At 61.3% G+C, this 25,770-nt stretch carries 21 protein-coding genes; 8 read left to right on the forward strand and 13 right to left on the reverse strand.

Going from position 1 to position 25,770, the window contains the following annotated elements:
* The first annotated feature begins 52 nt into the window (after positions 1–52).
* Positions 53–511: a transcriptional repressor gene (locus P8L30_12120; GenBank protein ID MDG2240939.1), complete on the forward strand. Its 459-nt coding sequence runs from the start codon at positions 53–55 to the stop codon at positions 509–511.
* A gap of 11 nt (positions 512–522) precedes the next feature.
* Complete coding sequence (gene dacB / locus P8L30_12125; protein MDG2240940.1) at positions 523–2,277, forward strand: D-alanyl-D-alanine carboxypeptidase/D-alanyl-D-alanine-endopeptidase; 1,755 nt, start codon at positions 523–525, stop codon at positions 2,275–2,277.
* Positions 2,278–2,291: 14 nt separating this feature from the next.
* Here dacB and P8L30_12130 read toward each other — a convergent pair whose 3' ends face one another.
* Positions 2,292–2,540 (reverse strand): hypothetical protein, encoded by a 249-nt coding sequence (locus P8L30_12130; GenBank protein ID MDG2240941.1) that lies wholly within the window; start codon positions 2,538–2,540, stop codon positions 2,292–2,294.
* A 623-nt stretch (positions 2,541–3,163) separates the two neighbouring features.
* On the opposite strand from P8L30_12130, the gene P8L30_12135 reads away from it, so the two are divergent.
* On the forward strand, positions 3,164–4,069 hold the full coding sequence (locus tag P8L30_12135) for a DMT family transporter (GenBank protein MDG2240942.1): 906 nt from the start codon (positions 3,164–3,166) through the stop codon (positions 4,067–4,069).
* Here P8L30_12135 and P8L30_12140 read toward each other — a convergent pair.
* The 3 genes from P8L30_12140 to P8L30_12150 form a co-directional block, all read right to left on the reverse strand.
* The gene (locus tag P8L30_12140; protein ID MDG2240943.1) at positions 4,048–4,644 is read right to left on the reverse strand and encodes a hypothetical protein; all 597 of its coding nucleotides are present in this window, start codon (positions 4,642–4,644) and stop codon (positions 4,048–4,050) included. The two genes, P8L30_12135 and P8L30_12140, sit on opposite strands and share 22 nt — an antisense overlap.
* 270 nt (positions 4,645–4,914) lie before the next feature.
* On the reverse strand, positions 4,915–7,059 hold the full coding sequence (locus P8L30_12145) for an IPT/TIG domain-containing protein (GenBank protein MDG2240944.1): 2,145 nt from the start codon (positions 7,057–7,059) through the stop codon (positions 4,915–4,917).
* Positions 7,060–7,088: 29 nt separating this feature from the next.
* The gene (locus P8L30_12150) at positions 7,089–8,069 is read right to left on the reverse strand and encodes a hypothetical protein (protein ID MDG2240945.1); all 981 of its coding nucleotides are present in this window, start codon (positions 8,067–8,069) and stop codon (positions 7,089–7,091) included.
* 216 nt (positions 8,070–8,285) lie between these two features.
* On the opposite strand from P8L30_12150, the gene P8L30_12155 reads away from it, so the two are divergent.
* The 3 genes from P8L30_12155 to P8L30_12165 all read left to right on the forward strand — a co-directional run bounded on the left by P8L30_12155 (position 8,286) and on the right by P8L30_12165 (position 10,762).
* Positions 8,286–8,945, forward strand: a complete 660-nt coding sequence (locus P8L30_12155) for a hypothetical protein (GenBank protein ID MDG2240946.1) — start codon at positions 8,286–8,288, stop codon at positions 8,943–8,945.
* A gap of 10 nt (positions 8,946–8,955) precedes the next feature.
* The gene (locus tag P8L30_12160; GenBank protein ID MDG2240947.1) at positions 8,956–10,266 is read left to right on the forward strand and encodes a molybdopterin molybdotransferase MoeA; all 1,311 of its coding nucleotides are present in this window, start codon (positions 8,956–8,958) and stop codon (positions 10,264–10,266) included.
* A 112-nt stretch (positions 10,267–10,378) separates the two neighbouring features.
* Positions 10,379–10,762, forward strand: a complete 384-nt coding sequence (locus P8L30_12165; protein ID MDG2240948.1) for a M23 family metallopeptidase — start codon at positions 10,379–10,381, stop codon at positions 10,760–10,762.
* On the opposite strand, the gene P8L30_12170 is transcribed toward P8L30_12165, so the two are convergent.
* The 7 genes from P8L30_12170 to P8L30_12200 all read right to left on the reverse strand — a co-directional run bounded on the left by P8L30_12170 (position 10,759) and on the right by P8L30_12200 (position 20,546).
* A complete protein-coding gene (locus tag P8L30_12170; protein ID MDG2240949.1) occupies positions 10,759–11,748 on the reverse strand; it encodes an electron transfer flavoprotein subunit alpha/FixB family protein in 990 nt (329 codons plus the stop codon). The two genes, P8L30_12165 and P8L30_12170, sit on opposite strands and share 4 nt — an antisense overlap.
* Positions 11,749–11,794: 46 nt before the next feature.
* The gene (locus P8L30_12175; protein MDG2240950.1) at positions 11,795–12,544 is read right to left on the reverse strand and encodes an electron transfer flavoprotein subunit beta/FixA family protein; all 750 of its coding nucleotides are present in this window, start codon (positions 12,542–12,544) and stop codon (positions 11,795–11,797) included.
* A gap of 105 nt (positions 12,545–12,649) precedes the next feature.
* Positions 12,650–14,062, reverse strand: coding sequence for a Na+/H+ antiporter NhaC family protein (locus P8L30_12180; GenBank protein MDG2240951.1), 1,413 nt, complete (start codon positions 14,060–14,062; stop codon positions 12,650–12,652).
* 540 nt (positions 14,063–14,602) lie between these two features.
* A complete protein-coding gene (locus P8L30_12185) occupies positions 14,603–16,441 on the reverse strand; it encodes an NYN domain-containing protein (protein MDG2240952.1) in 1,839 nt (612 codons plus the stop codon).
* Between the two features lie 114 nt (positions 16,442–16,555).
* Positions 16,556–18,151, reverse strand: coding sequence for an AMP-binding protein (locus P8L30_12190; GenBank protein MDG2240953.1), 1,596 nt, complete (start codon positions 18,149–18,151; stop codon positions 16,556–16,558).
* A gap of 41 nt (positions 18,152–18,192) precedes the next feature.
* Entirely contained in the window at positions 18,193–19,311 is a 1,119-nt protein-coding gene (gene aroB / locus P8L30_12195; protein MDG2240954.1) for a 3-dehydroquinate synthase, read from the reverse strand.
* Entirely contained in the window at positions 19,308–20,546 is a 1,239-nt protein-coding gene (locus tag P8L30_12200) for a hypothetical protein (protein MDG2240955.1), read from the reverse strand. Before P8L30_12200 ends, aroB begins: the two co-directional genes overlap by 4 nt.
* 226 nt (positions 20,547–20,772) lie before the next feature.
* Between P8L30_12200 and P8L30_12205 the strand changes: the two genes are divergently transcribed.
* Together P8L30_12205 and P8L30_12210 are read left to right on the forward strand one after the other, a co-directional pair.
* Entirely contained in the window at positions 20,773–21,507 is a 735-nt protein-coding gene (locus P8L30_12205; GenBank protein MDG2240956.1) for a hypothetical protein, read from the forward strand.
* 10 nt (positions 21,508–21,517) lie between these two features.
* Positions 21,518–23,461: a GWxTD domain-containing protein gene (locus P8L30_12210; protein ID MDG2240957.1), complete on the forward strand. Its 1,944-nt coding sequence runs from the start codon at positions 21,518–21,520 to the stop codon at positions 23,459–23,461.
* A 4-nt stretch (positions 23,462–23,465) separates the two neighbouring features.
* Here P8L30_12210 and P8L30_12215 read toward each other — a convergent pair whose 3' ends face one another.
* Together P8L30_12215 and P8L30_12220 are read right to left on the reverse strand one after the other, a co-directional pair.
* Positions 23,466–23,960: a hypothetical protein gene (locus P8L30_12215; protein MDG2240958.1), complete on the reverse strand. Its 495-nt coding sequence runs from the start codon at positions 23,958–23,960 to the stop codon at positions 23,466–23,468.
* Positions 23,961–24,118: 158 nt separating this feature from the next.
* A complete protein-coding gene (locus P8L30_12220) occupies positions 24,119–25,762 on the reverse strand; it encodes a hypothetical protein (protein ID MDG2240959.1) in 1,644 nt (547 codons plus the stop codon).
* Between the last annotated feature and the right edge of the window lie 8 nt (positions 25,763–25,770).

Below are 25,770 nucleotides of genomic sequence, written 5' to 3' on the forward strand. Positions count from 1 at the left end.
TCGTGGCCTGTTCCGCTTGACACCCTTTCCGGAACCTCGGTAAAGTATGGTTATGCATCCAGACAATAGTGATCAGCGGCTCCGAGAGGCACTTGAGGCCAGCGGACAACGGTTTACAGACCAACGCGCAGCTGTGTACCGCTACCTCGCGGGCACGGATGTCCACCCTACAGCCGACGAAGTATTCCTCGGTGTTCGGCAAGACACAGCGGGAATCTCTCTGGCCACGGTATATAAGAGCCTCGAGACCCTTGTCGGCTGTGGACTAGCGGTGAAGCTGACCTACAGTGACGGTTCGGCTCGGTACGATGGCCGAACCGATCCCCATCACCACATTCGATGTGTCGTGTGCGGTAAAGTCGCAGACCTGCCGGGAGAAGTGGATCCAGCCGGCATCCGTGAACTCAGCGCACGGGCGGATGGATTCAGCGTGACCGGATATCGGCTCGAGTTATCTGGATACTGTGTGTCCTGCCTCCCCGGGGGCGGGCCCGGTCCGCTTCACGCTTGAGCCTCTAGCCGTTGGATCTCCTAAATTCCAACAAGAAGTGGATCACAGCAGCACCTCTGCTGGGAATGTTGGCGTGCGCGGTGTTCACCCTTCCCCAGCGCGCATCCGGGCAAGAGGTTCGCAGACTTCGCTCCGACCTGGAGTCCATCCTCGGGAGTTTTCAGTCACGGGGCGCCACCTGGGGCGTTTTAGTCACCTCGATGGATCAAGGCGATACGCTCTTCGCTGTTGGACCCGACTCCGCCCTTGCCCCGGCGTCCAACCTCAAGCTCCTCACGACCGCCGCGGCTCTGAGAGAATTGGGACCTGAATTCCGATTCCAGACCTTCCTTCTGACCGAGGGGGTTGTCGAGAACGGGGTCTTGCACGGGGACCTGGTCGTCTACGGAACCGGTGATCCGGGGATATCGGACCGGTTCTATTTTGAGAAGGACGGCGTCTTCCATCTCTTGGTGGATCAGCTCTCCGAGGTTGGGATTCATTCGATCACCGGGGACCTGATCGCGGACGCCTCGCACCTTCCCGGCCCGCTCAGGCCCGATGGCTGGGACCCGGCAGACCTGAACGATCATTTCGCTGCCGGCATTTCGGCACTGTCGTACAACGAGAACGTGGTGTCCTTTCGAGTCGTTGCCGCGGGCCGTGGGGGTGAGCCACCCGAGCTTCACACGGTGCCCCCTAACGCGGGCCTAGATGTCGAGAACGTCGCCGAAACCGTAGCCGGATCGGCCCGTCCCCGTCTGGCGATCCTCCGGGAAGACCCGCTTGAAACCATTCGCATCCAAGGCCGTATTACCCGCGGCTCCAGAGACGTGTGGCGACAGATGACCGTACCGAGGCCAGCGCACTTTGCTGCCTCAGCTTTCCTCGCGGTTCTCGACGAACGTGGCATTCAGCTCGGCGGCGGAATCGAAGTGGTCAACGATCCGACAGAGTCCATCGTGGGCCGACTCAATGTCCCTTCCGATGCCGACCGTAGGCGCACTCGCATCCTTGCTAGGCATACCTCGCCCGCGCTTCGCGAATACCTCGCGGTCATCAACAAGCGTAGTAACAATCTCTTCGCCGAGCTCGTCTTCAGAACCCTCGGGCGGGTGCGCGACGGGCTGCGAAGCCCCAATTCGAGCGAACAAGCTGTTAAGGAATCTCTGGCGAACATTGGTGTCCCGGTCGACGACCTGGTCCTGCTCGACGGCTCAGGCCTGTCGGCAGGCAACAGAGTAAGCCCCGGCGCCTTCGTCGGTCTCTTCGACGGGATGGCACGATCTCCCGAGTGGCCAGAATACTGGAAGACCCTTCCAGAGGCCGGCCAGCGGCCCGGCCTTCCGCGTATGTATCGGACAGCCGCGGCTGGGAACCTCCGAGCGAAGACCGGTACCATTGAAGGTGTGTCTGCCTTAAGCGGGGTGGTTCGCTCTCAAGACGCGGAACGGCTGGCCTTCTCCATCCTGCTGAATGGAGCCCGGTCGACAACTGCTGCCAAGCGGGTGGAGGACCTTATTGGCGCCAGACTCGCGGAATTCGCCCGCGGCCCGGGTCGAGTCCCGGCCACCATCGTGGCGGGTGTGCCGGTGGTGCCTCAGGCGCAAGCCGACGACACGGGACGCTACCAGGTTCGGAACGGTGAGAACCTCACGTTCATAGCGCGTCGATACGGCCTGACGATCGACGACGTCCTGAGAGCGAATCCGCGCCTCGAGCCCAACCGTATTTACGCCGGACAGTGGCTCATCATCCCCCAGCGAAGTGGCGGCGGGTCACAGTAGTCGGGTGCTGTCTGCTAAGATCTGGTGTCCGACATCCCTCTTCCTGTTGCCGAGCGGAGTCGGCGGCGCAGCTCTGTTTCCGACATCGTATCAAGGGTCTTCTGCGCAGTTCTTGCGTTGTTCCAACGCACGTCGACCAGAGCGTACTCGCCTCCGGTCTCGTCCGACAGTACGAAATAGAAACGCCCCTTATAGTCAGGGCCCGACGCCTCGTGTACCGCCGCAGTCCACTGAGTGCCGTCTCCGGCCGAAAATTCCCGCATCGTGCTCCCTCGTCGTCGATTGAGCAGCGGACCTATCGCCCACTGCTTTTTTGTTCAACCCGCTCGCCCTTCTGAACGCCCTCAAAACCGCCCCCCTGCTCCATCCCAAATCTGAGTCGGCATCGCGCCCACGTAATTCCGTAACGCCCTGCCCAACGCCGCTCCGTTACAGTAGTCCAACTGTCGAGAAACGCTCTCCTCTGAGCACCCCCGGTCCGTCAACCATCTGCCCGCATGAAGAGACTTGGCCCACACCAACGGAGCGGCGCGGTCGGTCGGACAGGAGATCGAGCACCACATGCGGATGCACCAATCCCGGACCGTACTCATCCACCTCCACCACAGCAGCACGGTCCGCGCCTGTGATCGATGCTGCCTCTGAAACGTTCCTCAGTAAGGCCTTCCGCCCAGGAGCAGCACTGCATAGAGATTCAGTGACCCGCAAGCATTGCAGCCGGCGGTCACGGTAATCGTCGAGTTTTAGGACGTTGGTTCTGGACATAAAATGCCCTTCGGGTACTTTGTCGGGGGGCACGAAAGCAACTTAGCATACCGTCTCGCTTGTGGCACAACGATCGCGTGCATTCCCACCTCCCCCCGCGGCGCCAAACAGCGGAACTCACATGCCAGATGCCAAGCGAGACCTAAGTACCGATCTCGGGCTCGTCCTGTTGGCGGTGATCTGGGGCGTGAACTTTTCGGTCGTCAAGGTCGTCCTGGCGGAGTTGGAACCGCTTGCGTTCAACGCTCTTCGATTCCCTTTGGCCGCCTGGGTCATGTGGGTCCTCGTGCGCCACTTACCTGGGCCAAGGGTGCCAGCTCGCAAAGACCTGGGACGGATCGTCGCCCTGGGGATTCTCGGCAACGTCGTCTATCAGCTGTGCTTCATCTTCGGACTCGACTGGACCCTGGCGGGGAACGCGAGTTTGATGCTCTCCACCACTCCGATTTGGACGGTAATCCTGTCGGCCGCAGTGGGTCACGAGCGAGTCAACACATGGGTCGCGGTAGGAGTCGCCGGCACGTTCGCCGGGATGATTCTAGTCATCCTCGGCGGTGGCGACGGCTTCGACCTCAGCAGTCAAACTCTTCGAGGTGACATCATCATGGTGTTCGCCTCGATCCTCTGGTCGATCTACACGGTAGGGAGTCGGCGTCCCGTCGGGACGTACGGGGCGCTCAGGATGACCGCTTGGACGCTGTGGGCTGGAACCCCGTTCATCTTCTTCATGGGGGTCCCGGACCTTCTGCGAACGGACCTAACGATGATCTCGGTGGGAGCCTGGGTCGGCGTTGCATACGCCGGCATCATGTCCGTCGGTGTAGCATACCTGCTCTGGTATCGAGGCGTGCAGAGGCTGGGTAATAACCGAACTGCGATCTACTCGAACCTCGTGCCGGTCGCCGCTCTCGGTACCGCTTGGGTTTGGCTGGGCGAGCTGCCGCGGCCTCTACAACTGCTCGGCGCCGCGGTGATTCTCGTTGGCCTGTCGGTCGCTCGGTTGGCTCAGCCGCCCGACCCGAGTTGATCCCGGTGGAGTAACTCCGGGAACTCGTAGTAGAGAACACCTTCTTTCGAGATCTCCGAGCGGACCCGGAAGCCATCATCCATCGAAGTCAGGATGTTCTCTGCCGCTGGTAACGACAGATTCATATCGGCAGCGACTTCGGTGACCGTCAACGTGCCACCCTTCATGTCAGCCAACTTTAGGATCTTTCTCTGGAGCCCCTGCATGAGCGCCTTTTGCCTCTCTTGCAGCCCTTTCCAGCCCCAATAGAACATCCCCGAACCGCCGCCTCCGACAACCGAACCCACCGCTACCGCTGCCATCTCCCACTCAACAAACCCGATGAGAACCAGGAGACTGGCCATTAGGATGGCCCCGACCCCTGCGATTCTCCGTTTGAGACCAGCGCTGGGGAGCTTCTCGTCCGGTTCAGCCTCGAGCATCACGCGCTCGGGCTCCGATCCCGCAGCGGCCAATGCCCGTGGCGCGTGCTCCCAACCCAAACCACAACGCGGACAAATCAGATGCTTGCGCCGCGCCAACCAATAGATGAGTCCACCAAATCCCCACGTGAAAAACGAGGCGCCGACTAACATGCCCACGTGGCCCGCACGCCTGAAATAGGGAATCCCTTCACCCTGATAGGAACAGCGCGGGCAGCGCCTTACTCCGGCAGGCCGAGTAACGGCCATCCCAACGGGCGTTCCTGTGCCACACGTGGGGCACTTCACCGCACCAGGCGTGAGATTTTCGCCGCAGGTTGAACAGCGCATGGACCGCCGAAACAAAGGGTTATTACTCTAGACTCTCCTCTTTACGAGGAGCATGCTACGAAGATTCAGCCTGTGCCGCGGCCACATTCTGGCCTACGGAAGCCGGACGATTCTCCAGCGCAGAGCCGCACCAGTGGTACTTGATCCACCAGTTCCCCCGCCGAGTCTCAACGTTACCGAACCTAGCAAGGATGGTACCACAATGTAGTACTCCGCAGAGGAGGACCATAGCGAGCCCACTTCCTCAAAGTCGCTGCCGCCCAAGACCTCCGGATCCAACGTGTAATTGGCCTCGCCAAGGAAGTCCTGAAGGCTGAGTCCCGCATACTCGAGATTCCCCCCTACTCCACTCCCGTCCAAATACGTGGCAGCCCACCAATTGGCGAGGAGGTCTTCCCAACTGGTGCCTAATCGTTGCGTGACATTGTCGACCCCGATCCGAGTCGTTTTTGTGAGCTGCCCAAGGACGCCCTGCCCGCCGCGGGCGGACAGGTACAAGACATGGAGAACACCACCTCCGCGCTCTTGAAGGGACCCCTGCCCGGACACCACGATCAGACTGACAGCTTCCGGAGCTTCGAGATAACGCCTGATGCGGCCTCGATTCCCCAGCCTGAAAAGGTCCGCCTCTTCCGCGTCGCCTAACCCGTCGTACGCGCGGGCCACGAGTTCTTCCGCCATCTGCGCGAGTCCTTCGGACAGCCAAAGCGCCTCAGCGGCTTCAGCCTCCAACACGAGTAAGCGCTCGTTGAAGTGCACCATGTGTTGGAACTCGTGAGCGAGAATGGCAGGGACCACCTCCAGAAGCTTTTTTTTGGGCCTAGGGTCAGAATACGCCCCGTTAGGATCTGGGATCAGCGTATAAAACACCTCCCCACCGTTGCTGCCCTGCCGTCCATCCAAGAGGTCGACTCCATAGAAGAAGCCTCCCACGAAGCCCTGGGCTCCCTTAGGGGTCAATCGGTTCACTGTCGCAGTGAACAGAATGACGACGCGCTCATTTCCATCTTGATCAGACGTCTGCCCAAAGGCACCCGTGACCGCAGGGAAGATCACGTCGTCGAAGCGCCGCGCGAACGCTGCCAAGTCTGCTTCTGTGAAGTCATCGGCTCCGACTTCTTCGACGAATAACACCGCCTTCTCACCAACATATTGAGCGACAGCCTCCACCTCATCGAACCCACCCTCGACGTTGAATACGTTAAAGGTCCGTCGATCACCCTTCACTGGGGCCACAACGGGTGCCGCCTGGGCCGACGCGACCGGCGCCGACGTCACATGGGCTCCTGAGCTGATCGCGCGGGCCTCTCGTAGTCGCAGCGCCCTTTCAAACGCTGCCTGCACACCTTCCTGCTGAAGGTTCCGAGCAGCGGCCGATGTCGGATTCGCACCGAGCCCGAAAGTGCCGGGTACTGCACTGGCTGAGCCAGAGGAAGAGGACACGGATGGGTCCACAAGCCCGGTGAAGACAAACCGGTGTTCTGCTGCCGCGATGGTGCTCGCGGAATAAGCCACCACCAGGTAAGACACGTCCGCCCCGCCAGGCAGGCGGAGACACGTGAAGCCACCGTCGTCGGCTACATCGATGAACTGCCCGGGCGCGAGCTCAGTGAAGTCGTCACCACCTACTACAGCAAGCGCCAGGCTATCTGACTCGACAGCGCCTAGTTGAACCGTGACTCCAACGTCTCGGGATGCCAAGCAACTCGGAACTTCGACCGTGAGCAGAGAAGTCGATGCACTCGTTACCCGACCGCGGATTCCAGAGAAAAGCACAACGTTGTGATCTGGATTCGGGCTGAAGTTGAGCCCATTCAACTGGATACTCTGGCCCGCCACTCCCTGCTGCGCTGAAAGCGATTGGAGGAGAGGCTCGTCCACCAAAAAGAGTGTGAACGACACGCTCACAGATTCCTGGTCGGTCACGGTGGCCTTGATTCGCACCTCGCCAGCGGATGCCCCCAGGCGCACGGACTGATACGCGGAGCCACTCTCGTCCGTCAGGGTGGCCGGCGACGTGACGAAGTCGGCATCCCCCTGAACGACGCTCCAACGAATACTGACATCCTTCTTAGGGGCCGCCCCCTGGGACGACCGCACAACGACCTGCAACCGATCCGAGAGGACCTGCCCAGCAGTTCCGAACTGACCGTCACCTGAAGCGACCACAATATCTAGCTGCGGAAGCGTCGGCTCGGAGCCACCAGAACACGCGGTCGCTACAAGGGCGAAGGCCATAGCCGCCGCCCGAGCACATCGCGAAATCCTCACCGACGATCCCGCTCGAAGGAAAGCAGGTCCAAAATGGGCGTCCCGGTGAGGACTGAGGCGCCGGTACGGACTCGTGCGGTCACGGTTAGGTACTCGAGCGGAATAAGCCCCTCGACCGAACTGAGACGATCTGTCGGCACGGCAACATACACGAACGGACCGGCGTCACCGCCGTACCGTGTCAAGAAAAATGGCTCCCCTTCGTAGAAGTCCGTCCTCACGGCTTCGGCCTGTTCAAGGGAGATGATCTGGAGCCTCCACGATACGACACGACCCGAAGAGGCTGCAGGATCCCGAGCGAGGTCGTCTGGCTCGAGTGAAGGGCCCTCGACGCCGGTTTCATCCATCGGGATATCCGGCATCCAGGTCCAGCCTTCCAAGCGGACCCGAACCCAGTTTCCCTCTCGGGCCGTGACCTCCACCTCAGAGTTTGGGACGGTGACCGCCAACGTGTCTCCATCGATCGCAGTGAGGATTGCTGCGCCCCGTTCGCCAGTCGCCGTGAATCCATCCGGACGCGATGACGACGGACCGGCCGGAGTCGGCGCTTGGGGCGCCGGGGATTCCCGAGTGGGCTCCTGGTCCCCCGTGCTGCTTCTGATCGCTTCGGGACCTAGATCGACAGATGGGGCCCAGAGGAATCCGCGGCGGCTCACTTGGATCCAACCCGGTTCTCGCGAGACCTCGTCTAACAACGTCCCTCGACCCAATCGGCCGACTACCGCACCCCGGGGACCGTCCCGCAGATTCTCCCCCTCGGGCTCAGAAACGACCAAAGTGAAGCCTTGATCCTCACTCACTTGAAGTGACCGCATCCACATCCACCCGGTAAGATCTACCTCCAGCCAGTTTCCATCTTGGCCGACAACCGCGAACGTAGCTCCTGCGTCAACCCGAGCGAGTACTTCTCCGTTGGGAGCGCGCCTGAAGTTCTCTGCCGTGCTGAGTGTGCCTCGCCCCTGGCCCTGTATGGGCACAGCGGCTCCAAGCACAAACAAAGCGGCCGGTAGGACCCTTCTGTATATCGTTGTTGAGAGCCGCGTCATTGAGGCTGAAACGATCCCGGTCGGAAGGTGTTAGAAGGTTGCACGAAATGTGTTCGGGCCGTCCATAGCCGTCAATTCAAACCGTCTACGTGAGAGGAGCGCTTGCTCTTTATGCGCGCTTCGATACGAACATTCCTGGGATTAACGGTGGGCGTTGCACTCTTCGCTCCCACCACGACTCATGCCCAGACGATCCCGTCCAACTACACGTACCTGGAACAGAAACAAGCGACAGGTCCGTTTATCGGCTACATGACTTCCCAGACCGGCCGCTTTGGTTACGGTCCAAAGGGCGGGTCGGTACTCGGCGTCCGTTGGGGTATCGAGGCCGCCGGCCCGGTCTCCTTCGAAGGGGTCGTTGGTACCGTGAACGGTGAGAGAGACCTCATCAACCCCGGGAGAGACGAAGGCGATCGTGTGGTGGGGCAAACGAACACGCTCCTGACCACCGTGGACCTGCGCATGAAGTTCAGCTTCATCGGCGCCAGGGCCTGGAACGGGCTCAGCCCCTTCATCGTCTTTGGCGGCGGACTCGTATTCGACGCGGCAAGCGAAGACCCGGCCGAACTCGACATTCTGGCAGCCGACCGCTTCGACTTTGGCTCGAGCTTCTTCGGGACATTGGGGGCCGGGTCACGGTGGTTCGTGTCGGACCGCTTCGGTCTACGAGCGGATGCGGTTTTCTCCTTATGGAAACTCGATACGCCACCGGGCTTCAGTGACCCCGACCGAACCTTCGAAAATGTCGAGGAAGGCGAATGGTCCCGAGGACTGTCGTTCACGATCTCCGGGGTATGGCGCTGGTAGAGGAGTTTCTATGAGCGACACGACATTCGAAGTCCGCACGCCGGACTGGCTCAGTCTAGAGGCGGCCACGCGGCGGATCCTCTCCCAAGCAGTGCCCCTGGAGACTGAGACGGTCCGGGCGGCGGCTTCGGTAGGCAGGGCCCTCGCTGAAGCCCATGTCGCCCGTGCAACGCTCCCGCCATGGGACAATTCAGCGATGGATGGCTATGCGGTCAGAGGGGATGACATCTCCGGCGCAGGGCCCTCCAGTCCGGTCCTATTGACGGTCACAGGCGTCCTCCATGCGGGCGACGCCCCCACACAGTCTCTTGATTCCGGACAGGCCATTCGGATCATGACGGGAGCGCCGGTCCCGCCTGGAGCGGACTGTGTCGTTCGCGTGGAAGACACCGACGCCGAAGTCAGACCAGGCACCCTAAGGGTCCTCCGAGATCGCGACGTGGGTCGGAATATTCGACCGGCCGGTGAGGACATGCAGTTGGGGGCCCCGATCCTGGATGCGGGGCACTCGATAACCCCTGGCACGATCGCGGCCATCGCGGCCCTCGGTCTCGATCGCGTCGAAGTGATCCGCCGGCCCACGGTCGCGATTCTGCCGACCGGGGACGAACTTCGAACGGCAGATCGCTACGAGGAGGTCAGAGCTGGCGCGGGTGTTCCTGAGTCCAACGGGCCGATGCTCGCCGCTATGGTGCAATCCGCATCCGCAACGCCGGTCGGCGGGAAGATTGTTCCAGACGACACTGCCACCTTACGGAGCGTCATCCAGAGCTACACCGAGGCCGATGTCCTCGTGACCATCGGCGGTGCTTCGATGGGCGAGGCTGATCTCGTGAAGCGTGTGCTGGACCAGGTGGGCTTCAGGCAAGATTTTTGGCGCGTTCGTATGCGCCCAGGGAGTCCGTTCGGATTCGGCTGGCTACCACGGGAAGGCCGCGACCAGGCGGTCTTCAGCCTCCCGGGGAATCCCGTGTCTGCTTTTGTGACATTCGAGCTCTTCGTGCGCCCCTACCTCCTGGCGTTGGGGGGACACTCGAACGTGTTCCGGCGCACCGTGCGCTGTGTCGCGGGCGATCGGCTGTCGGGACCGGCAGATTTGACCTATTTCCTGCGCGTGAGCCTCGATGGTTCCACCGTCCCTCCGACGGCTCGACTCGCGGGGCCGCAAGGTTCAGGATTAGTCCGTACGCTAGCGGCCGCAGACGGGCTCGGGATCGTACCAGGGAGTGCAACGGAGATCGCGATTGGGGATCCGGTCGATGTCGTGTTGATCGACGATGCGCCCGCGTGTGGGGCGTTTGCGCCCAGTGCAACGGCCTAGCCATCCACGGCTCACGCCACGTCGCTGTCGCACGACATCTCTCCTCGTGGTCCTCGCAGTAATCCCGGCGCTCTCGGCCTGCACCCTACAAAAGTGGCCGGTAGACGCACCGATGACATCACCGTTCGGACTGCGGCTCCTGGGGTGGAAGCCAGACCTACACAGAGGCGTTGATCTGGATGTGCCCACCGGCACCGAAATCATGGCGATGACCGACGGCAGGGTCCGGTACGCCCGCGCCATGTCTGGTTATGGCAACGTCATCTGGCTGGAGCACTCCGGCGACGTCCTGACCCTCTACGCACACCTATCGAGCATCCAGGTCACCGAAGGAGCGTCCGTAACCGGCGGGGACATCATCGGCCTGAGCGGGGCCAGCGGGGATGTGACAGGACCCCATCTCCACTTCGAAGTGTGGAGACGGGGTCGCCAAGTCGATCCGGTACCCCTACTTGGGGGACCGCCCGGGTCGTTGAGGTTCGAAGCCGCTCGCTAGTCGTCAGCCTTTAGAGCAGCGATCTCCGCCGTCAGCTTCGGCACGATCTCGAAGAGATCACCCACGATTCCGTAGTCTGCCACCCCGAAGATGGGCGCATCCGCGTCCTTGTTGACCGCCACGATCGTCTGAGACGTCCGCATTCCCGCCAGATGCTGAATGGCACCCGAGATCCCGATGGCGAAGTAGAGCTTCGGGGCCACGGTCTTTCCCGTCTGCCCCACCTGCTCTCCGTGAGGGCGCCACCCAGCGTCGACAACAGCACGAGAGGCTCCTAACGCCACACCTGGCCCCAAAGCGTCCCTGAGGCCCTCTAAGAGCCCCCAGTGCTCGGGGTTTCTCATGCCACGACCTCCCGACACCACGACCGAGGCCGCTCCAACGTCGGTCGCGCCATCTCCTGCACTGCGACGTTCCACAACCCGAAGGCCGGACGTCGACAAATCTACCGCGGGCGTAGTCACGACGACTGCCCCAGGAGCTTCTCGCCCCTCTGGTGAAAACACGTTGGGCCGGATCGTCACCAACGCCGGCACCGCATCTAGGGATACGGTGGCGAAGGCTTTTCCGGCGTAGACCGGCCTCACGACACTGATGAGCCCGTCATGCACTTGGATGGCAGTGGCGTCCGACGCCAAAGGTACGTCGAGAAGAGCAGCCACACGCGGGGCAATATCTTTGCCCATGGTCGTCGCCGGCATGATGACCGCCGCGAACTCTGCACTCCTGATGTGATCAGCGATCACGGTAGCGTACGCCTCTGGATGGTAGTCGGTGAGCGACTCATGCTCTGCCACCGTCACTGTCGAGGCACCCACCATACCGAGGGCCTCGGCCCCGGCCGACACGCCCGGACCGCCAAGCACCAATGCATGCGCCAAACCGCCGACCTGGTCGGCCAAACCCGCTGCTGTAGCGACTGCTTCACGAGCCGCTCCAGCAATACTTCCATCTTTCAGTTCTGCGAAGGCCAGGACGTCGGCCATGGGATCTACTCCAGATTCTGTGATTGTATTTGTGGGGTGGATTGCTCTAGAGCGCGTTCGCTTCTTCGCGCAGAAGACGCACCAACTCCGGAACCGCGTCAGGGCCTTCGCCTACGATCCGACCTTCGGGCCGTGTCGGGGGCTCAGTCAACTTCGTGACCCTCAGCCGGGAGTCGACCAGTGCGGCATCCTTCTGTTCAAGCGGCTTCCGCTTGGCAGCCATGATTCCCTTGAGCGACGCATAACGCGGCTCAAACTCGCCTTTCGTAATGGTGACGACAGCGGGCAGTCGGGCTTCGACCACTTCAACGCCACCTTCGACCTCGCGATGGCACGTCACAACCCCGTCACCAATCTCGAAGGAGGAGACTCCGGTCACTGTGGGGCGCCTCAGCAGCGTGCCGAGCATCGGGCCAACCTGTTGCTGGTCATCGTCCGCAGCTTTGACCCCAAGGAGCACCAGTGGCGCGTCTGCGCCCTCTAGTTCGGCTGCGAGCACCTTTGCGGTAGCTAGGCCGTCCGCCGTTGGTTGCCCCTTAAGTAAGACTGCGGCATCGGCACCAATGGCGAGCCCCGCGCGCAACGTCTCCTGCGTGGCAACGTCTCCGAACGAGACAAGCTTCACCTCTCCCTCCCCGGCTGCTTCCTTTGCACGCAAAGCGGCCTCGATAGCGAACTCGTCGTACGGGCTGACGATGAATTTGACCCCGGTCGGGTCGATGTCGATGCCAGATTCACCGGTCCGAATGCGGGTCTCGGTATCGGGCACACGTTTCACACAAACGATGACGTTCAACTGTCACTCCGGGTTGGTCCGGGGCGACAAGGTCGCCCCATCATACTCAGACTCGGACCCGCACGGCGTAGGTGCCAGGCCCCTGCTAAATATTGCGAATTCGGACTAAAGCGTCGCCCCCAAAATACCAAACATTATCGACGCAATCGCCCCACCTATCAAAGCGTACGGAAGTTGCGTTCGCACGTGATCGATATGGTCTGTCGCCGCAGCCATCGATGAGATGATCGTGGTGTCGCTGATCGGCGAGCAATGATCTCCGAAGATCCCGCCGGCGAGCGATGCGGCAACGAACGGAGCCAGAGGAAGGCCGAGCGTCATGGCGGCAGGCACCGCGATCGGAAGCATGATGGCGAAGGTGCCCCAGCTCGTTCCCGTCGAGAAGGCAATCCCTCCGGACACTAAGAACACGAGGGGGAGATAGATGAAGTTCGGCATGGTCCCGGCCGTCACCTGGGCCACATAGACTCCGGTCCCCAATGCCTCGATCACGTTTCCGAGGGCCAGGGCCAGCAAGAGGATGAGCGCGAGAGGCACCAAGCCGCCCGCCCCACGGAGAGCGACTTTGACCAAGCCATCTATCTTGAAGGCGCCTTGGCTGAGAAGCAGAGCCCAGGACACGGCCAGGCCGAAGAGTACGGACCACAAAACGCTCGTCGAACCCGACCCGTCCGTGAACACTCCGTTCCCGGTGACGAACAGTCCTACCGGCATGAACAGCACCATGGCCGCGATCGGGGCGATCATGTTGATCGCACGCGGTTTGATGTGGTCGTTGGGCTCCGGTGAAAGAACGTCTTCGTCGATCATCGGCGTCGCGTCCGGCCAGAGCACCTCGCCACCGCGCGTCCGTTCCTCTGCCTTCTTCATGGGGCCGATATCGAGTCCGAACATGATCACCACGAGGACGAGCAGAACCGCAGCGATCGCATAGAAGTTGAACAGAATCGACTGAAGAAACACGGTGAGAGGGTTCTCGACGCCGAGGCTCTCGAGGATGCCGAGGTTATACGCACCCCAGGCATTCATCGGAATCAAAATGCAGATCGGCGCAGACGTGGAGTCGATGATGTACGCCAGCTTCTCCCGAGAGACCTTGTACCGATCACACAGCGGTCGGGCCACGGAGCCTGCAACTAGGACAGTGATGTTCGATTCGATGAAGATCACGACCCCAGTGGCCCACGCGAGCAGCTGTGACTTCTTTGCCGAATCCACCCACTTGTTGCTTTCCAGATAGTTCACAAAGCCTCGGACGCCCCCGGACGCCTCGACCGTAGCGATCATGGCCCCGATGACTAAGGTGAACAAAATGGCCTTCGTGTCGCCATCGTTTCCAAAAACGGCAACGGTCCCCTGGATCGTGTCGCCCAGCCCCTGAATAGGGTTCCATCCAGCGAGAATGGTCCACGCGAGCCACAAGCCGCCGGCGAGCGACATGTAGACCTGCTTGGACCAAATCGCCAAAAAGATGGCGAGCACAGGAGGGAGCAGTGAGATCCAGGTCGGATCAGTCATGCGGGCAGTCCTCTTTCGTGAAGTTCATACCATACGAGCCGTCAGCGGCTAGAAACCCCGGCCGAGCCTCGAACATAGAACCGATTCGGCCAGTCCGCTGCTGCGGACACTCCGATCCGCACCAATACTAGAATCAAATCATCAGGCACCTCCCAACCGCGGAGCAGCCCTAGTGGAGGTTGGGTTGGGTTGGGCGGGGTCAGGTCATGTCCGTAGAGCGCAGCGCTGGTCCCCACCGCCTCACCCACTCACCCACAGCCCCGCGACCGAGTGGAACCCGGTTGTGCCGACGTTCGCGCATGTATTCCAAGCCGCTGAGCGGCTCTAAGCAGGGTCGTTACGGCCTGCGTATGCCTCTACCTCAACAATGACCCCGGAACCCGACTGTCCATCTGCGGAAGAACGCAACCTACAGCCGAGAACCCCCGCGCAGCTTCGAGCCAGGGGCGCTCGCAATCGGCTCGCGCAACGACAACCGTCTGTCGGGCTCTCCGCCAGCCAGGGGAGGTCGCTCACGACGAGTGAAATCGTCCGTGCGAACTAGCTCGGACCCTTGGCCCTTCCAGCGCGTCGTTCGTAGTCCGACGCCCACGCCTCGAGAACCTGCTCCGCACGGTTCGCAGGCACGGCACTCGAGATCGCCTTCGGATCGTCCCGAAGCGTCCGGAAGATGTCCGAACCGAAACGCTCGACAAGCGTCTCGGCAGTCTTCTCGCCAACGCCCTTGTACCTATGCGTCATGTATCGGACGATGGCCGGCGGATCACTGGGCAACCCAAGAGTGCTGAGGTCCACGTCATCGTTCGACGAAGGCGCTTCGGCCTCTTTGACGTCAGGCTCGTGGGGGCGTGTTTCCGCAACCGGAGTCTCGGCGACACTCGGCTGGCTCGACGTGACTTCCGGCTCAACCGGCTGCTTCACCGTCGCCGACGGCTCATCCTTTACGGCGCCCGCGTCAGACGCTGCAGAGGCACTAGAGCTGCTCGCAACGCCAACGACCTGTCCCTCGAACAGCGGCGGTGCGTCGTCATGCGACCGCCGACGCGTCGACCCGCCACGACGTCCATAGCTTCGCCCCCGACCGGATGGCGACGGAGCAATTTCGACCACGGTCGACTCCTGGGACACCGGAGCGTCCTCAGGGATGGAGGACTCCGGAGCAACTGCGTCCTCAGCCGATGTCGCTCCTTCCGCCTCCGGCTCGTCGATGGTGGCACCACCTTCACTCCTCCACACTTCATAGTTTCCACGATCCGTGCGCTCGGCGTCGATCACGCCATGGTCCATCGCCTGGACCAAGAATTTGCTGAACTTCGGGAAGCCCAATTCGGCCTCATCGAAGCCGGGAGACAAAGCGAGCATCTTACGCTTCACGTCAGAGTCACGGACGCGATCACGTCCGGCCTCTTTAAACTGGGTCAAGGCAGCGGTCAGGACTCCATAAGCGGCCTTGAGCGGATCGTCGGCAGTTTCCTGGACACTTTCAGACGCATCCCCGACTGCGGGAGCTGCATCCGTGCGTGGGCCGCGATCACGCCGCCCGCGACCGCGATCACTTCGGCCACCACGGCCTCGACTTTCGCTCGAGGGGCTTCGACGCCCCCTCCCTTTTCCGGGGCCAACCTCATACTGGCCATTCTCAAGTTTTTTGAGAACGACTAGGCCCCGTGAAGACGCCTCAGCCAAGAACTTAGAGAACTTGCTGAACCCGATGGATGCTTCATCAAAATTCGCATCGAGCTCCTGCAGAACCTGCTTCAAGCGATCGGATCGCATCACGTCGCCACGCGCGACCATCTTCTTGAGAGACTCACTGACGAGCACCCACGGATCGCGTCCGGCTTGTGTGAGTTCGGTGGTCTTCGTCAGACCGGTCAGGCTCGTGTACGAGTAATACTCGTCACAGTTCTGGACGAGGATGTCGGAACTGGACTCCTGAATGCCCACCCCGATGACGTACTTCCCGTACTCCTTGAGCTTGAGCACCAAGCTGGAGAAGTCGGAATCACCGGTGAGAAGAATGTAGGTCCCGATCTCGGGTCGAACGAAGACGAGTTCCATGCCGTCGATCGCCATCCTGATGTCGGTCGCGTTCTTCTTGCTGCTGCCATAGGCGGGAGCAAAAATCAGGTCGACGGACGCCTCGGAGAGCGGCACGATGTACTGGGGGTAGCGACGCCAATCGGCATAGGCGCGTTGAACGCTGACCTTACCCTTGATGACATCGGAGCTCAGGAGCGTCTTGAGCTCCTTTGAAAGATCGCTCCGCATTCCCATCGTGACGTTGTCGAAATCGATGAGCAGAGCGGCGTGGGGCGACTCGTGACCCACAACTGCCCCCCCCACCTGATGGGGGGCTTTGACATACGGTAAATCCATGTTCCTGTTCTCGCAGACTAAATTGTCATGCCGCGAGACCTCCCCACCTCACTCGATCACGAGTAGGTCGGGGAAGCCTGTCGGGAGCACCCACAACGGATGCCGCGACCCCAGTCAGGCCGATGGACTCTCCGAATGAACCACACGGGAGAGTTCGACCCGCCGCACCTTACCGGTATCCGTTCGTGGAAGAGCGTCGAGGAAGCGAACCGAGTCGGGAACCTTGTCCTCCGCGAGAGTTTCGCGGCACCAGTCCACAATCTCATGGCCCGTCACGATCGCACCTTCCACCGGAACCACACAGGCGCAGATGGCCTCACCGAGGAGAGCGTCGTTAATCCCGACGACCGCAACCTCTTGTACCGCCGGATGAGACTCGATTCGAGTCTCTACTTCCCGGGGATACACATTGAAGCCAGATCGGATGATAACGTCCTTCCTACGGCCGACCAAGTGAAGGAAGCCCTCTTCGTCGCAAATCCCGAGGTCTCCGGTCAAGAAGAAGCCATCATCGTCGAATGCCGCTGCCGTCTCACCAGGCTGCCTATAGTAGCCCAGCATGACCCCCGGGCCCTTCACTCCGATCTCCCCCACGCTCTCAACGGGAAGCTCACTTCCATCAACTTCGACGATCTTCAACTGGGTCCCTGGGAGTGGAACACCCACCGTGAAACGCCTCTTGTCCGGAGGATGGGACGGCGAGGACACCGACACCGTAGATGCGGTCTCCGTGAGGGAATAGGCCGCCAGCACAGTCACTCCAAAGCTGGCCTCGATGCGCCCAACCAATTCGTCGCTCACGGGCGCCCCGGCCACCACAGCGAGTCGAAGAGTGTGCAGGTCGCGTGGGCGGCTCTCTAGTTGGCTCATTTCAGCCACAAAGAGCGTCGGGATGCCATAGTGGACAGTAGCCGCATGGACTTCAGCCGCGTCGAGCGTTGCCGTCGCGTCCGACTCTGCCTGAAGCACAACGCTCGATCCGGACAAGAGCGGCGCCAAGAGGCCTGGGCCCAGGCCGAAAACGTGGAATAGCGCCGACAGTCCAACGATTCGGTCCTCAGGACCGAGCCCTACCGCGTCGGCCGTCCCGGCGGCCACGGCGATCAAGTTGGCATGGCTCAACTCGACACCCTTTGGTTTCCCCGTCGTCCCAGATGTGTACACGATCGCGAAGCAATCTCCAGTGGCGTCAAGCGTCGGAGACGCATAATCACGCCCGGCACCGGCACTGATGAGATCTTCGAACTGGAAAATCCGATCGTCGTACCAAAGGTCCTCTTCACCAACGGTAACCAAGTACTGAAGGTCAGGCAGTAGAGGAATGAGGTCTTCAAAAAGCTGCAGATAATCGACGTCGTAGGCTTCCTCGATCGTGACCGCACACACGGCTTCCGAGTGCCTGAGCATGTACTGAAGCTCGGTGGTGGTCAGCCTCGGGTTGAGGGGCACGATCGTGGCGCCCAGTTTTGCAGCCGCGAAAAGGGCTATCGCGAACTCAGGGCACGGCGGGAGGATCAGAGCGATCCGATCGCCTCGTTCCACGCCCAAATTTGCGAGAGAAGCCGCGAGAGCTTCCGCCCGACTCGCGACTTGGCCAAAACTCACGACTTGGTCTCGATAGCGCAGGTATACGCTGCTCGGATCCGATGTCGCCCGGTTCGCGAGAGCAGCTGCGACCGTGAAGCCCTGGAAGCGCTCGGTGAGCGCCATGTCACCTCCTGGAATGACCAGACCTGACAACCGAAGTCCCGCTATTGAAGTCCGCTGAGGACATCCCTGACTGCATCATCCGGGACCTCTCGACTCCACCCATCACCTTCAAGGGTCTCACCTAACCGCCGAAGTAATACGTACCTCGGCCTCCCCGAGCGAGCCTTCTTATCAGAAAGGAGGTAGGACAGAGCTTTTTCGACGTCTACATGACCGCATGATGAAGCATCGAAACCGAGCGTCGCGAGCGCATTTCTCAGGCCGCTCTCGGTCCCAGCTTCGGTCACGCCCAACTCTTCACCAAGTTGGGTCTCCAAGAGCATCCCGACGGCGACAGCAGCTCCGTGCCCAAGTTGGTAGTCCGACGCCGCCTCGATCGCATGACCGAGTGTGTGCCCGAAGTTCAGGATCTGCCGATACCCGCCTTCTAACTCGTCCCGGGTGACCACATCGGCCTTCAGCCTCACCGAATGGAGGACGGCTCGAGCGGCCACCGCCGGCGCGGCCGCGAGAAGGTCAGGGACGTCTGCAACCAGAGTATCGAGATAGGCCGCATCCAAGATCGCCCCATGTTTGAAGGCCTCTACAAGTCCTTGGGCCCTCTCCGATTCGGGCAGCGTGCCCAAAACCGTGGGATCTGCGATGACACACCGGGGTGAATGGAAGGCACCCACGAGGTTCTTCCCAGCGCGAACATCGAGTCCGGTCTTTCCACCCACAGACGCGTCGATCATCGCCAAATACGACGTGGGCACCTGAACCACTGGAATCCCGCGGAGGTAGGTCGCTGCCACGAAGCCCGCGAGATCTCCCGTCACGCCACCACCCACTGCGATCACAACCGTGTCCCTGCCGTGACCATCGCCGAGGAGTTCGTCGGTCAAGATCGACCAGCTGTTCCGCGTCTTGGACTCCTCGCCAGCTGGGAACGTATAGATCGCGGCGTCATACCCGGCCGACATGCAGGCCGACATCACACGCTGACCATACAACGGCGCGACCGTGTGGTCCGAAATGATGGCGTAGCGGTGGGCCTCCGCGTGCGTAGCGAGATAGCCGGCGATGCCGTCTAGCCCGCCGCAGCCCACATAGACCGGGTACTCACCGGCAGAGGAGCCCACCGTAACTCGGCTGACCGCCTCCCGCTCCACCGAGGTCATGGCTGATTCGTAATTGAGACCGCCGTCGTTATTCCTCCTTGACCCCCCACCCGGAGTCGCACCGCGGCCCGGCCTTGAACGTCGATGGAATCAAGCGTCGCCTCTGCCCCGAAGGCCCCGAGAGCCCCTCTCAATCCGGTGAAAAATCGATCTCGCGACCCGACATCATCCCACACTGCATACCAAACCATGGCCCTTTCCCCATTGCCGGTCTCGAACATCGCATAGCGATCCCCGCCCCATCCCTGCGCGAGCGAGCTACTGCCCGCCCCGAGATGCTCATCGAGAAGCACCCCCAACTCCAATCTTCCGAGCACGCCATCGTGCACGACCCGGGAACCCTGAACGGCGACGGCCAACTCCACTGGAACATCGTCCACAGCGCCCGTCAGGATCTGTTCGGTGGACTGCGGGAGGTGCTCGCCGAAGGGGGCCACTCGATCTTCACGCATCCAAAGCCCCTGCACGAAGCCGGCGCCCTCCACGTACGGAAAAAGAAGTGCCTCTTGAATCACTCGCGGAGCACTGGCAAGCGCGGGAAACTGCGCCCGCATGCCCTGAAGCGCCGGTCGCAGTTGGTCTGCGAAGTTCGGAAGTTGGGACAAGTCAATGGAGGTGCCCTGCATCTGCTCGGTCATGTATTCGAGCATGACCAGGGTCGCGTGCCCTTCAATCGCCGCCTGTGCCGCGGTGGCGCGGTCGTGTCCAAGATCTGGATCGGTGAGCGCGTCGAGGTCAGCCCATTGATCCTGGACCGCGTGGACGAGTTCGTGGACGAGGAGTCCCTGCAAGGCCGCCTGAGGCTGATCGTCCATGACGAACAATGCGGTCGAGTCAGGCTCGTAGAAACCGGCCACCTGTTCGGTGTAGAGCGCCAGCAACACTTCTCGCAGATCGAGGTCCGCAGATACCAACCCCAATAGGGCGTAAGCATCAACTGTCGCCCGTGCTTCCTCCGGAGGGAGTTCTTCGTCTAGCTTCGACTCCAGGTAGCGAACGAGCTGCTCGCGAGAGCGCATCTCGAGTCGGACCGGTGCGCGTAGGGACAAACCCGAGCGAGCAGCGAGGTCGGGAAGCAAGGCGGCCGCGAGTTCACCGAGTGTGGCGTCAGAAGAAATCACCAGGTCGGAGGACGCCTGTTGGGCCCCTCCCCCACATGCGGTCGAGGCCAACAGCAGCCACGTGCTGAGAAAGACGGTCCGAGCGGAAAGCGTGTCAAAAGCAGCAGATTTCACTGAGATCAGCCTGCGTCGAAGACACCGGTCGTCACCGACCGCATTCCTCGTATTTAAGGAGCAGCCGGGTGATGACTCTGGGCGAGCTCAGAGCTTCGCTCTGTGGCCAACCAGGGTCAAGGCAACATGGGTTTTGCTCGGCGGCGCAACCGCTTGCACATTGTTGGTCGAAAGCGACTGGACAACTCCTACTGTCGCGAGCACATCACAACCGGAGGCACCTCAGGTGAAAGCACGTGCATCTTGGCTCGTTCCAGCTACCCTCGCTCTCATCCTATCTCTCCCCGCTGGAAGCTCAGCACAGGAAAAGGGATGGCAAGTCCGAGGCACCGCCGAATTCGGCAGCTTCTTCTCAACCCGTGACCTCGCGAAGAACGTGGGGGGCGTAGCGGAATTAATCGCCTTGCAGGTCAGTTCCCGGCTGGACCGGGCGCCAGCGTGGGGCGGAGGAATCGAATTCGAGATGCCGGACGGCCGGACGCTTTTCCGCGGAATGATCAGAGGGACACTGAATGGACAAGCCTCAGCCCAAGTTGCCTTGTGCAAGGTGCTCGAGGGCGAGTTGTGCATTCCGCGCAAAGCGAGCTCGCGGCACACGACGGCACATGCAGAGGTGATTTTCGTTCAGGGAACTCGGGAAGACGCCTTCCGGCAGAACTTCATCCTGGGCCTAGGCCTTCGGTCGTATCAGTTCACGGTAGAGGCCTGTGACTCCTCTGCTAGCCGAAATGAGGACCTCTTCGTCCTGTGCAGTATGGTCCAGGAGATCTACCAAAACCAGGCTGACGTCCAGGGCTTCGTCCAGTTCGGCTTCGGGTTCTCGTACGACTCGGGCCCCTGGTCCATCGCTGCCCGGATAAATGACATGGTCGGCCCCTACGCCGGCGGCAGCGGTAGGGCGGACGGCGACTTCCAGAACGACGTCTACCTCATGGGTAGCGTCAGTTATAAGGTGCGCTGAGGCCTGCTCCGTGAACTATCGGCGGGGAAAGACCGGCGGACGGCGGCGCGCCAAGACGATTGGCATCGTCCTGTGCGTCGGTCTCTTGTCAGCTACTGGCTTCACACCGATCGACGCCCAATCGCATAATGACCTGTTTGAGAACGGACGGACGCTCGTGGAAGACGGCGATTGGAGGGAGGCGCTCGATGTCTGGGCATCCATGCCTGACGCGTTCATCGGAACGGGGACATCCGACCCTCGGGTCGGACCTGCTTTCCTGGCTACTGCGGTCGAGCACAACGCAGAAGACCGGTTTAGTGAAGGGACGACCTTGTACCTCTGGGGGTTTTCAGGCCCAAACCTCGAGGAGCGGCGCGAAGACGTAGAACGTGAGGCGATGCGAATCGTGCCGTTGCTTTCCCGGCGCGACTCAGTTCAGTGGATGCCCGTCCTGAGCGGGCCAACCAAAGACCTCACGCTACGGATCGCGCGGTTCTGGCTCGAGCACGATCCAACGCCCGGTTCCGCGGTCAATGAGCGTCTCGTGGAGCACTGGCAACGCATCGTCACGGCGAGGGACCAGTACCAGTACAATCGTTCGAGTGTGTACGAAACGGACGACCGTGGGCTCATCTTTGTGAAGTACGGGCCACCAGGCACTCGTACCCGTGGGAGCCTCGGGGCCAGCGAGATGGAGCTCAAGATCAGGATCCCGGACGACGTGACAGCTCGAGAAACGCTGCGCCGTCTGGACCCGAACCCACAGTTTGAGCTTTGGAAGTACGCCGGACTTACCCCCGAAGAATTCACTTACTACCTGTTCGGCAACGTGCGTGGAACAGGCCCCTTCGAGCTCGTAAAGGGCCCTCTGGACCTGATCGGTGACGCCGCGCGATCGCTCTCATCCGCATCCAACACACCAGGTGGGGTGAGGGCTCAGCACTACCTCGAGTTGTTCTACTACCGAGACCTGGCCGTGCTCGGCGGTCACTTCGGGCGTCGCTTCGACCAATTGTCCGACCTCTGGGACGGATTCACGATGCGCCGGAACGTCTTCGGTGGCGGTGGACGGGCACCCTCGGCTCCAACCCTGGAATCCTTCAGCTATCGCTTCGCTGAACAGGATAACTTCGATCCTCCAGGTGTACCGACAATATCAATTCGGTCCAACTACGAAGGGTCGGCGCGCGGCGTGGAAATGGTAGTCCAGGCCGTGCGGATCCTAGACACCAGTGACCAACCGATGCTGGTGATCCAAGGGTTATCGGCACCTCGCATGCGCCTCTCGGACCGAGACCGCCGCTCAGGATATCGCTCTGCGCTACGCGACACCGAACACACACTTGTCGTGCGCGACCGAGAGCTGGTCCAAGCAGGCCAAGTTGTCCAGTTGGCCCCGGCGGCCGGCGGAGGCATTTCGGTATTCCACCTGAGGCACCCGCCGCAACCCATGCACCTGACCTTGATCGCGCGGCCCATTGGAGATCCGGTCACCAGTGGGGACACCCTCTCATTGGTGGGCCAAGGACATGCTTATGTGGAGGAGCCGCTAACCGGGGATCCGGCGGTCTTCGAGGTGAGTGACATCTCCGTCGGCACCCCCTGGGACGCTGCCCCGGGAAGCATGAGCCCCCTACCCTTCCCACTCCTACCCGGCTCTACGGTCTGGACCGGTGACGCCCTGAGGGTCTACATCGAGCTGTACCATCTCCGAACTGATGTGGACGAAGTGGGCCGGTACGGACTGGACTTCCGACTCTTGCCGCTCGACGACGTGGGAGAAGTCCGCTCGTCGCCGGAACCAGTGACGTTGGGTATCCAACTGGAATCCGACGGACCGCGGGCTCAGCGTCACTTCGACATGGGTCTCGCGGGCCTCGAGCCGGGTTTCTACCGACTCGAGGTCGACGCTACCGATCTGTTGATCGGCACGACGATCACCCGCGTGAGCCAAATCGAGATTATCGGATGAGCAGCTAGCGACGAATGCCGGTGCGCACCTCGAGAGACAGGTCGCCTGCCACTGTGTTGAACACCCTTTCGACGTCTTCGCTGGGTGACGCCGGCCTCCATTGGTCACTGGCCCCGCCGCGCACCTCGTACTCGCCGTACATCGTTACTCGGAATTGGGCGCCTCCGTCGAGCTCGCCCGCTATCCGACGGCCTCGGATGATAATGCGCCCCCGAGCCTCCGAGGGGCCTGTTACCGCAGATCCCTCAGGAGCGTTGAAGGCGCGCCATTCGGACTCCCAGTACAAGTTCTGGGTCTCCGACTGCTCGCGGCGAAGGTGCCAGTTGTGTTTGGCCCACACCTTCATCCGGGCCTCGGCTAAGGTGGGTACCAGAAGGCGCCCCAAATCACGCTGAAATCCGTCGATCGAGCTCGCACCACCGCTACCACCGGCCGACGCACACCCTGCCAGCAACAACACACATGGCAACCAAATAAAGAATCTCTGCAACCGCTTCATGCGAACCTCCTCAGAGCAACCTGTCGGCACCTTCTTCGAGTATCCCTTCGTCGCCACCCATCGTCAAGGCGCACCTCCATGCCCAAAAAAAGAAGCGGGCCGCCGCGCCGAAGCGCGACGACCCGCAACTGTACTTCAGTTGAGCTTTTCCGCGGTGATTAGTTCATCACGCCCGGGTTCATCTCAGTCCTCATCGCGTCGCCGTACGCTTCGAGAGCCTCAGCCCTCCAGCGAATCGTCCCCGCGTCCATCACGTCCGTCCAGAGGCGCGGGGCCGAACCCTCACCACCACCACCAAACGTGTAGATGTCCATGAGAAGCAGGTCGAGTTCAGCGCCCGGCACCGGGAAGTGCACTGGCGTGTTGGTCAGGAGATCACCCCAGCCTCGGTCGTCGAAGAACGCAACACCGTAACCGTAATGCCAAACCTCCATGCGCTTCTCGTACTTGAGCGCTTCCCAGAGGTCACCACACGCGCCAGATATCGTGCGCGGTGTGCAGCGAGCACCCGACGTACCGCTCGTGGTCACAGCGGGAAGCCCGCCGGTCCCTTCGCGGTATACGTTCACGATGGCAGCAGCCCCCGCGAGATCGCCTGTCCGGTAAAGAGCCTCAGCCTTAATGAGGTCGAGTTCTTTGACCGGGAACACGCCGTTGGTGCCAACGTAGTTCGCCAGACGAATCGGATACCACCGGTTGTCGGAGTAATTCGAGAAGTGGTACGTACCACGCTCCGGCCGGAAATAATGCGCCGACACATAGCGTACGTACAGACCATCCGAACTCGGAACCGCGTCAGTCGTGATGCGATCGTCATCCGTGTCGATCTGGAACGCAGTGCGCAACTCGGGGTTGCTGATCCCTTCCCAGGCCTGGTACGCCCCACTTTGATCCGCAGGACCCAAATAACGCAGATCCAAACGGGCCCAGATGTCGTTGGACCCGGCGTGTACCTTCAGACGGTCCCATGCCCAGTTGACATCATCGTGAACCGTGTTGAAGTCCTCGGTGTGCGCTGCATTGACCTCTGACAGCACCGCACCCCAGTTCGTGCCTGTGCGATCCGCTTCGGTTCGCGCCACGCTGACCATCGCGCGTGCCTTAAAACCGTGCGCTATCTGAGCTAAACGCGTGTTCGTCCACGTGCCATCGTCACCAACCCACGATGCCGGAATCGTGAAGCTACCCTGGCCAGCCATCGAAATGGCTGCGTCGAGCTTCGCCAGACCTGCCGCGTGCACTTCCATGTACGGCGACATGGTCGGCAGAGCATTCGGATCATCGAGAGACGTGGTCTCGTCGACGATGAACGCCTGGTCGAAGGTGTTCGACAAACGGATCAGAGCTAGGCCCTGAACCAGAGATGCGAACGTCTGGGCACGGTGCGTGTCCGCACCACCCGCACCCACTTCGACACCACCCTCGATGGCCAGAAGGCCATCGCGGACGCCGGAAAGCGCTGCATACGAATCACGCCAGGTGTTGCGCGTCTGACTCGAATTACTCGCCGAAGGATCGTTGTTCCATGCTACGCGCGGCTCAGAAGACATCTCGCGCATTGCGAAATTGCCCCACGAGGATGTGTGGGAATCAGCCATCGTCGACATGGCAATGCCGATGGTGCTGTAGTGCCCGGAACTCCACCAGCTCGAGAACGAGCCGGAGATCAAAGCTTCTACATCAGTGGGGGTCGAGATCGCACGCTCGCGGTCCGGATCATTGAGGTTTACAACATCAAGATCTCCGCACGCGCTAGCTGCTATAGCGATCGTCGCCACTGCTACTAGTCTGAAAATTTTCATTGGTCGAC

The organism is Longimicrobiales bacterium, assembly GCA_029245345.1.
Classification (GTDB): Bacteria; Gemmatimonadota; Gemmatimonadetes; order Longimicrobiales; family Gaopeijiaceae; genus CALFPJ01.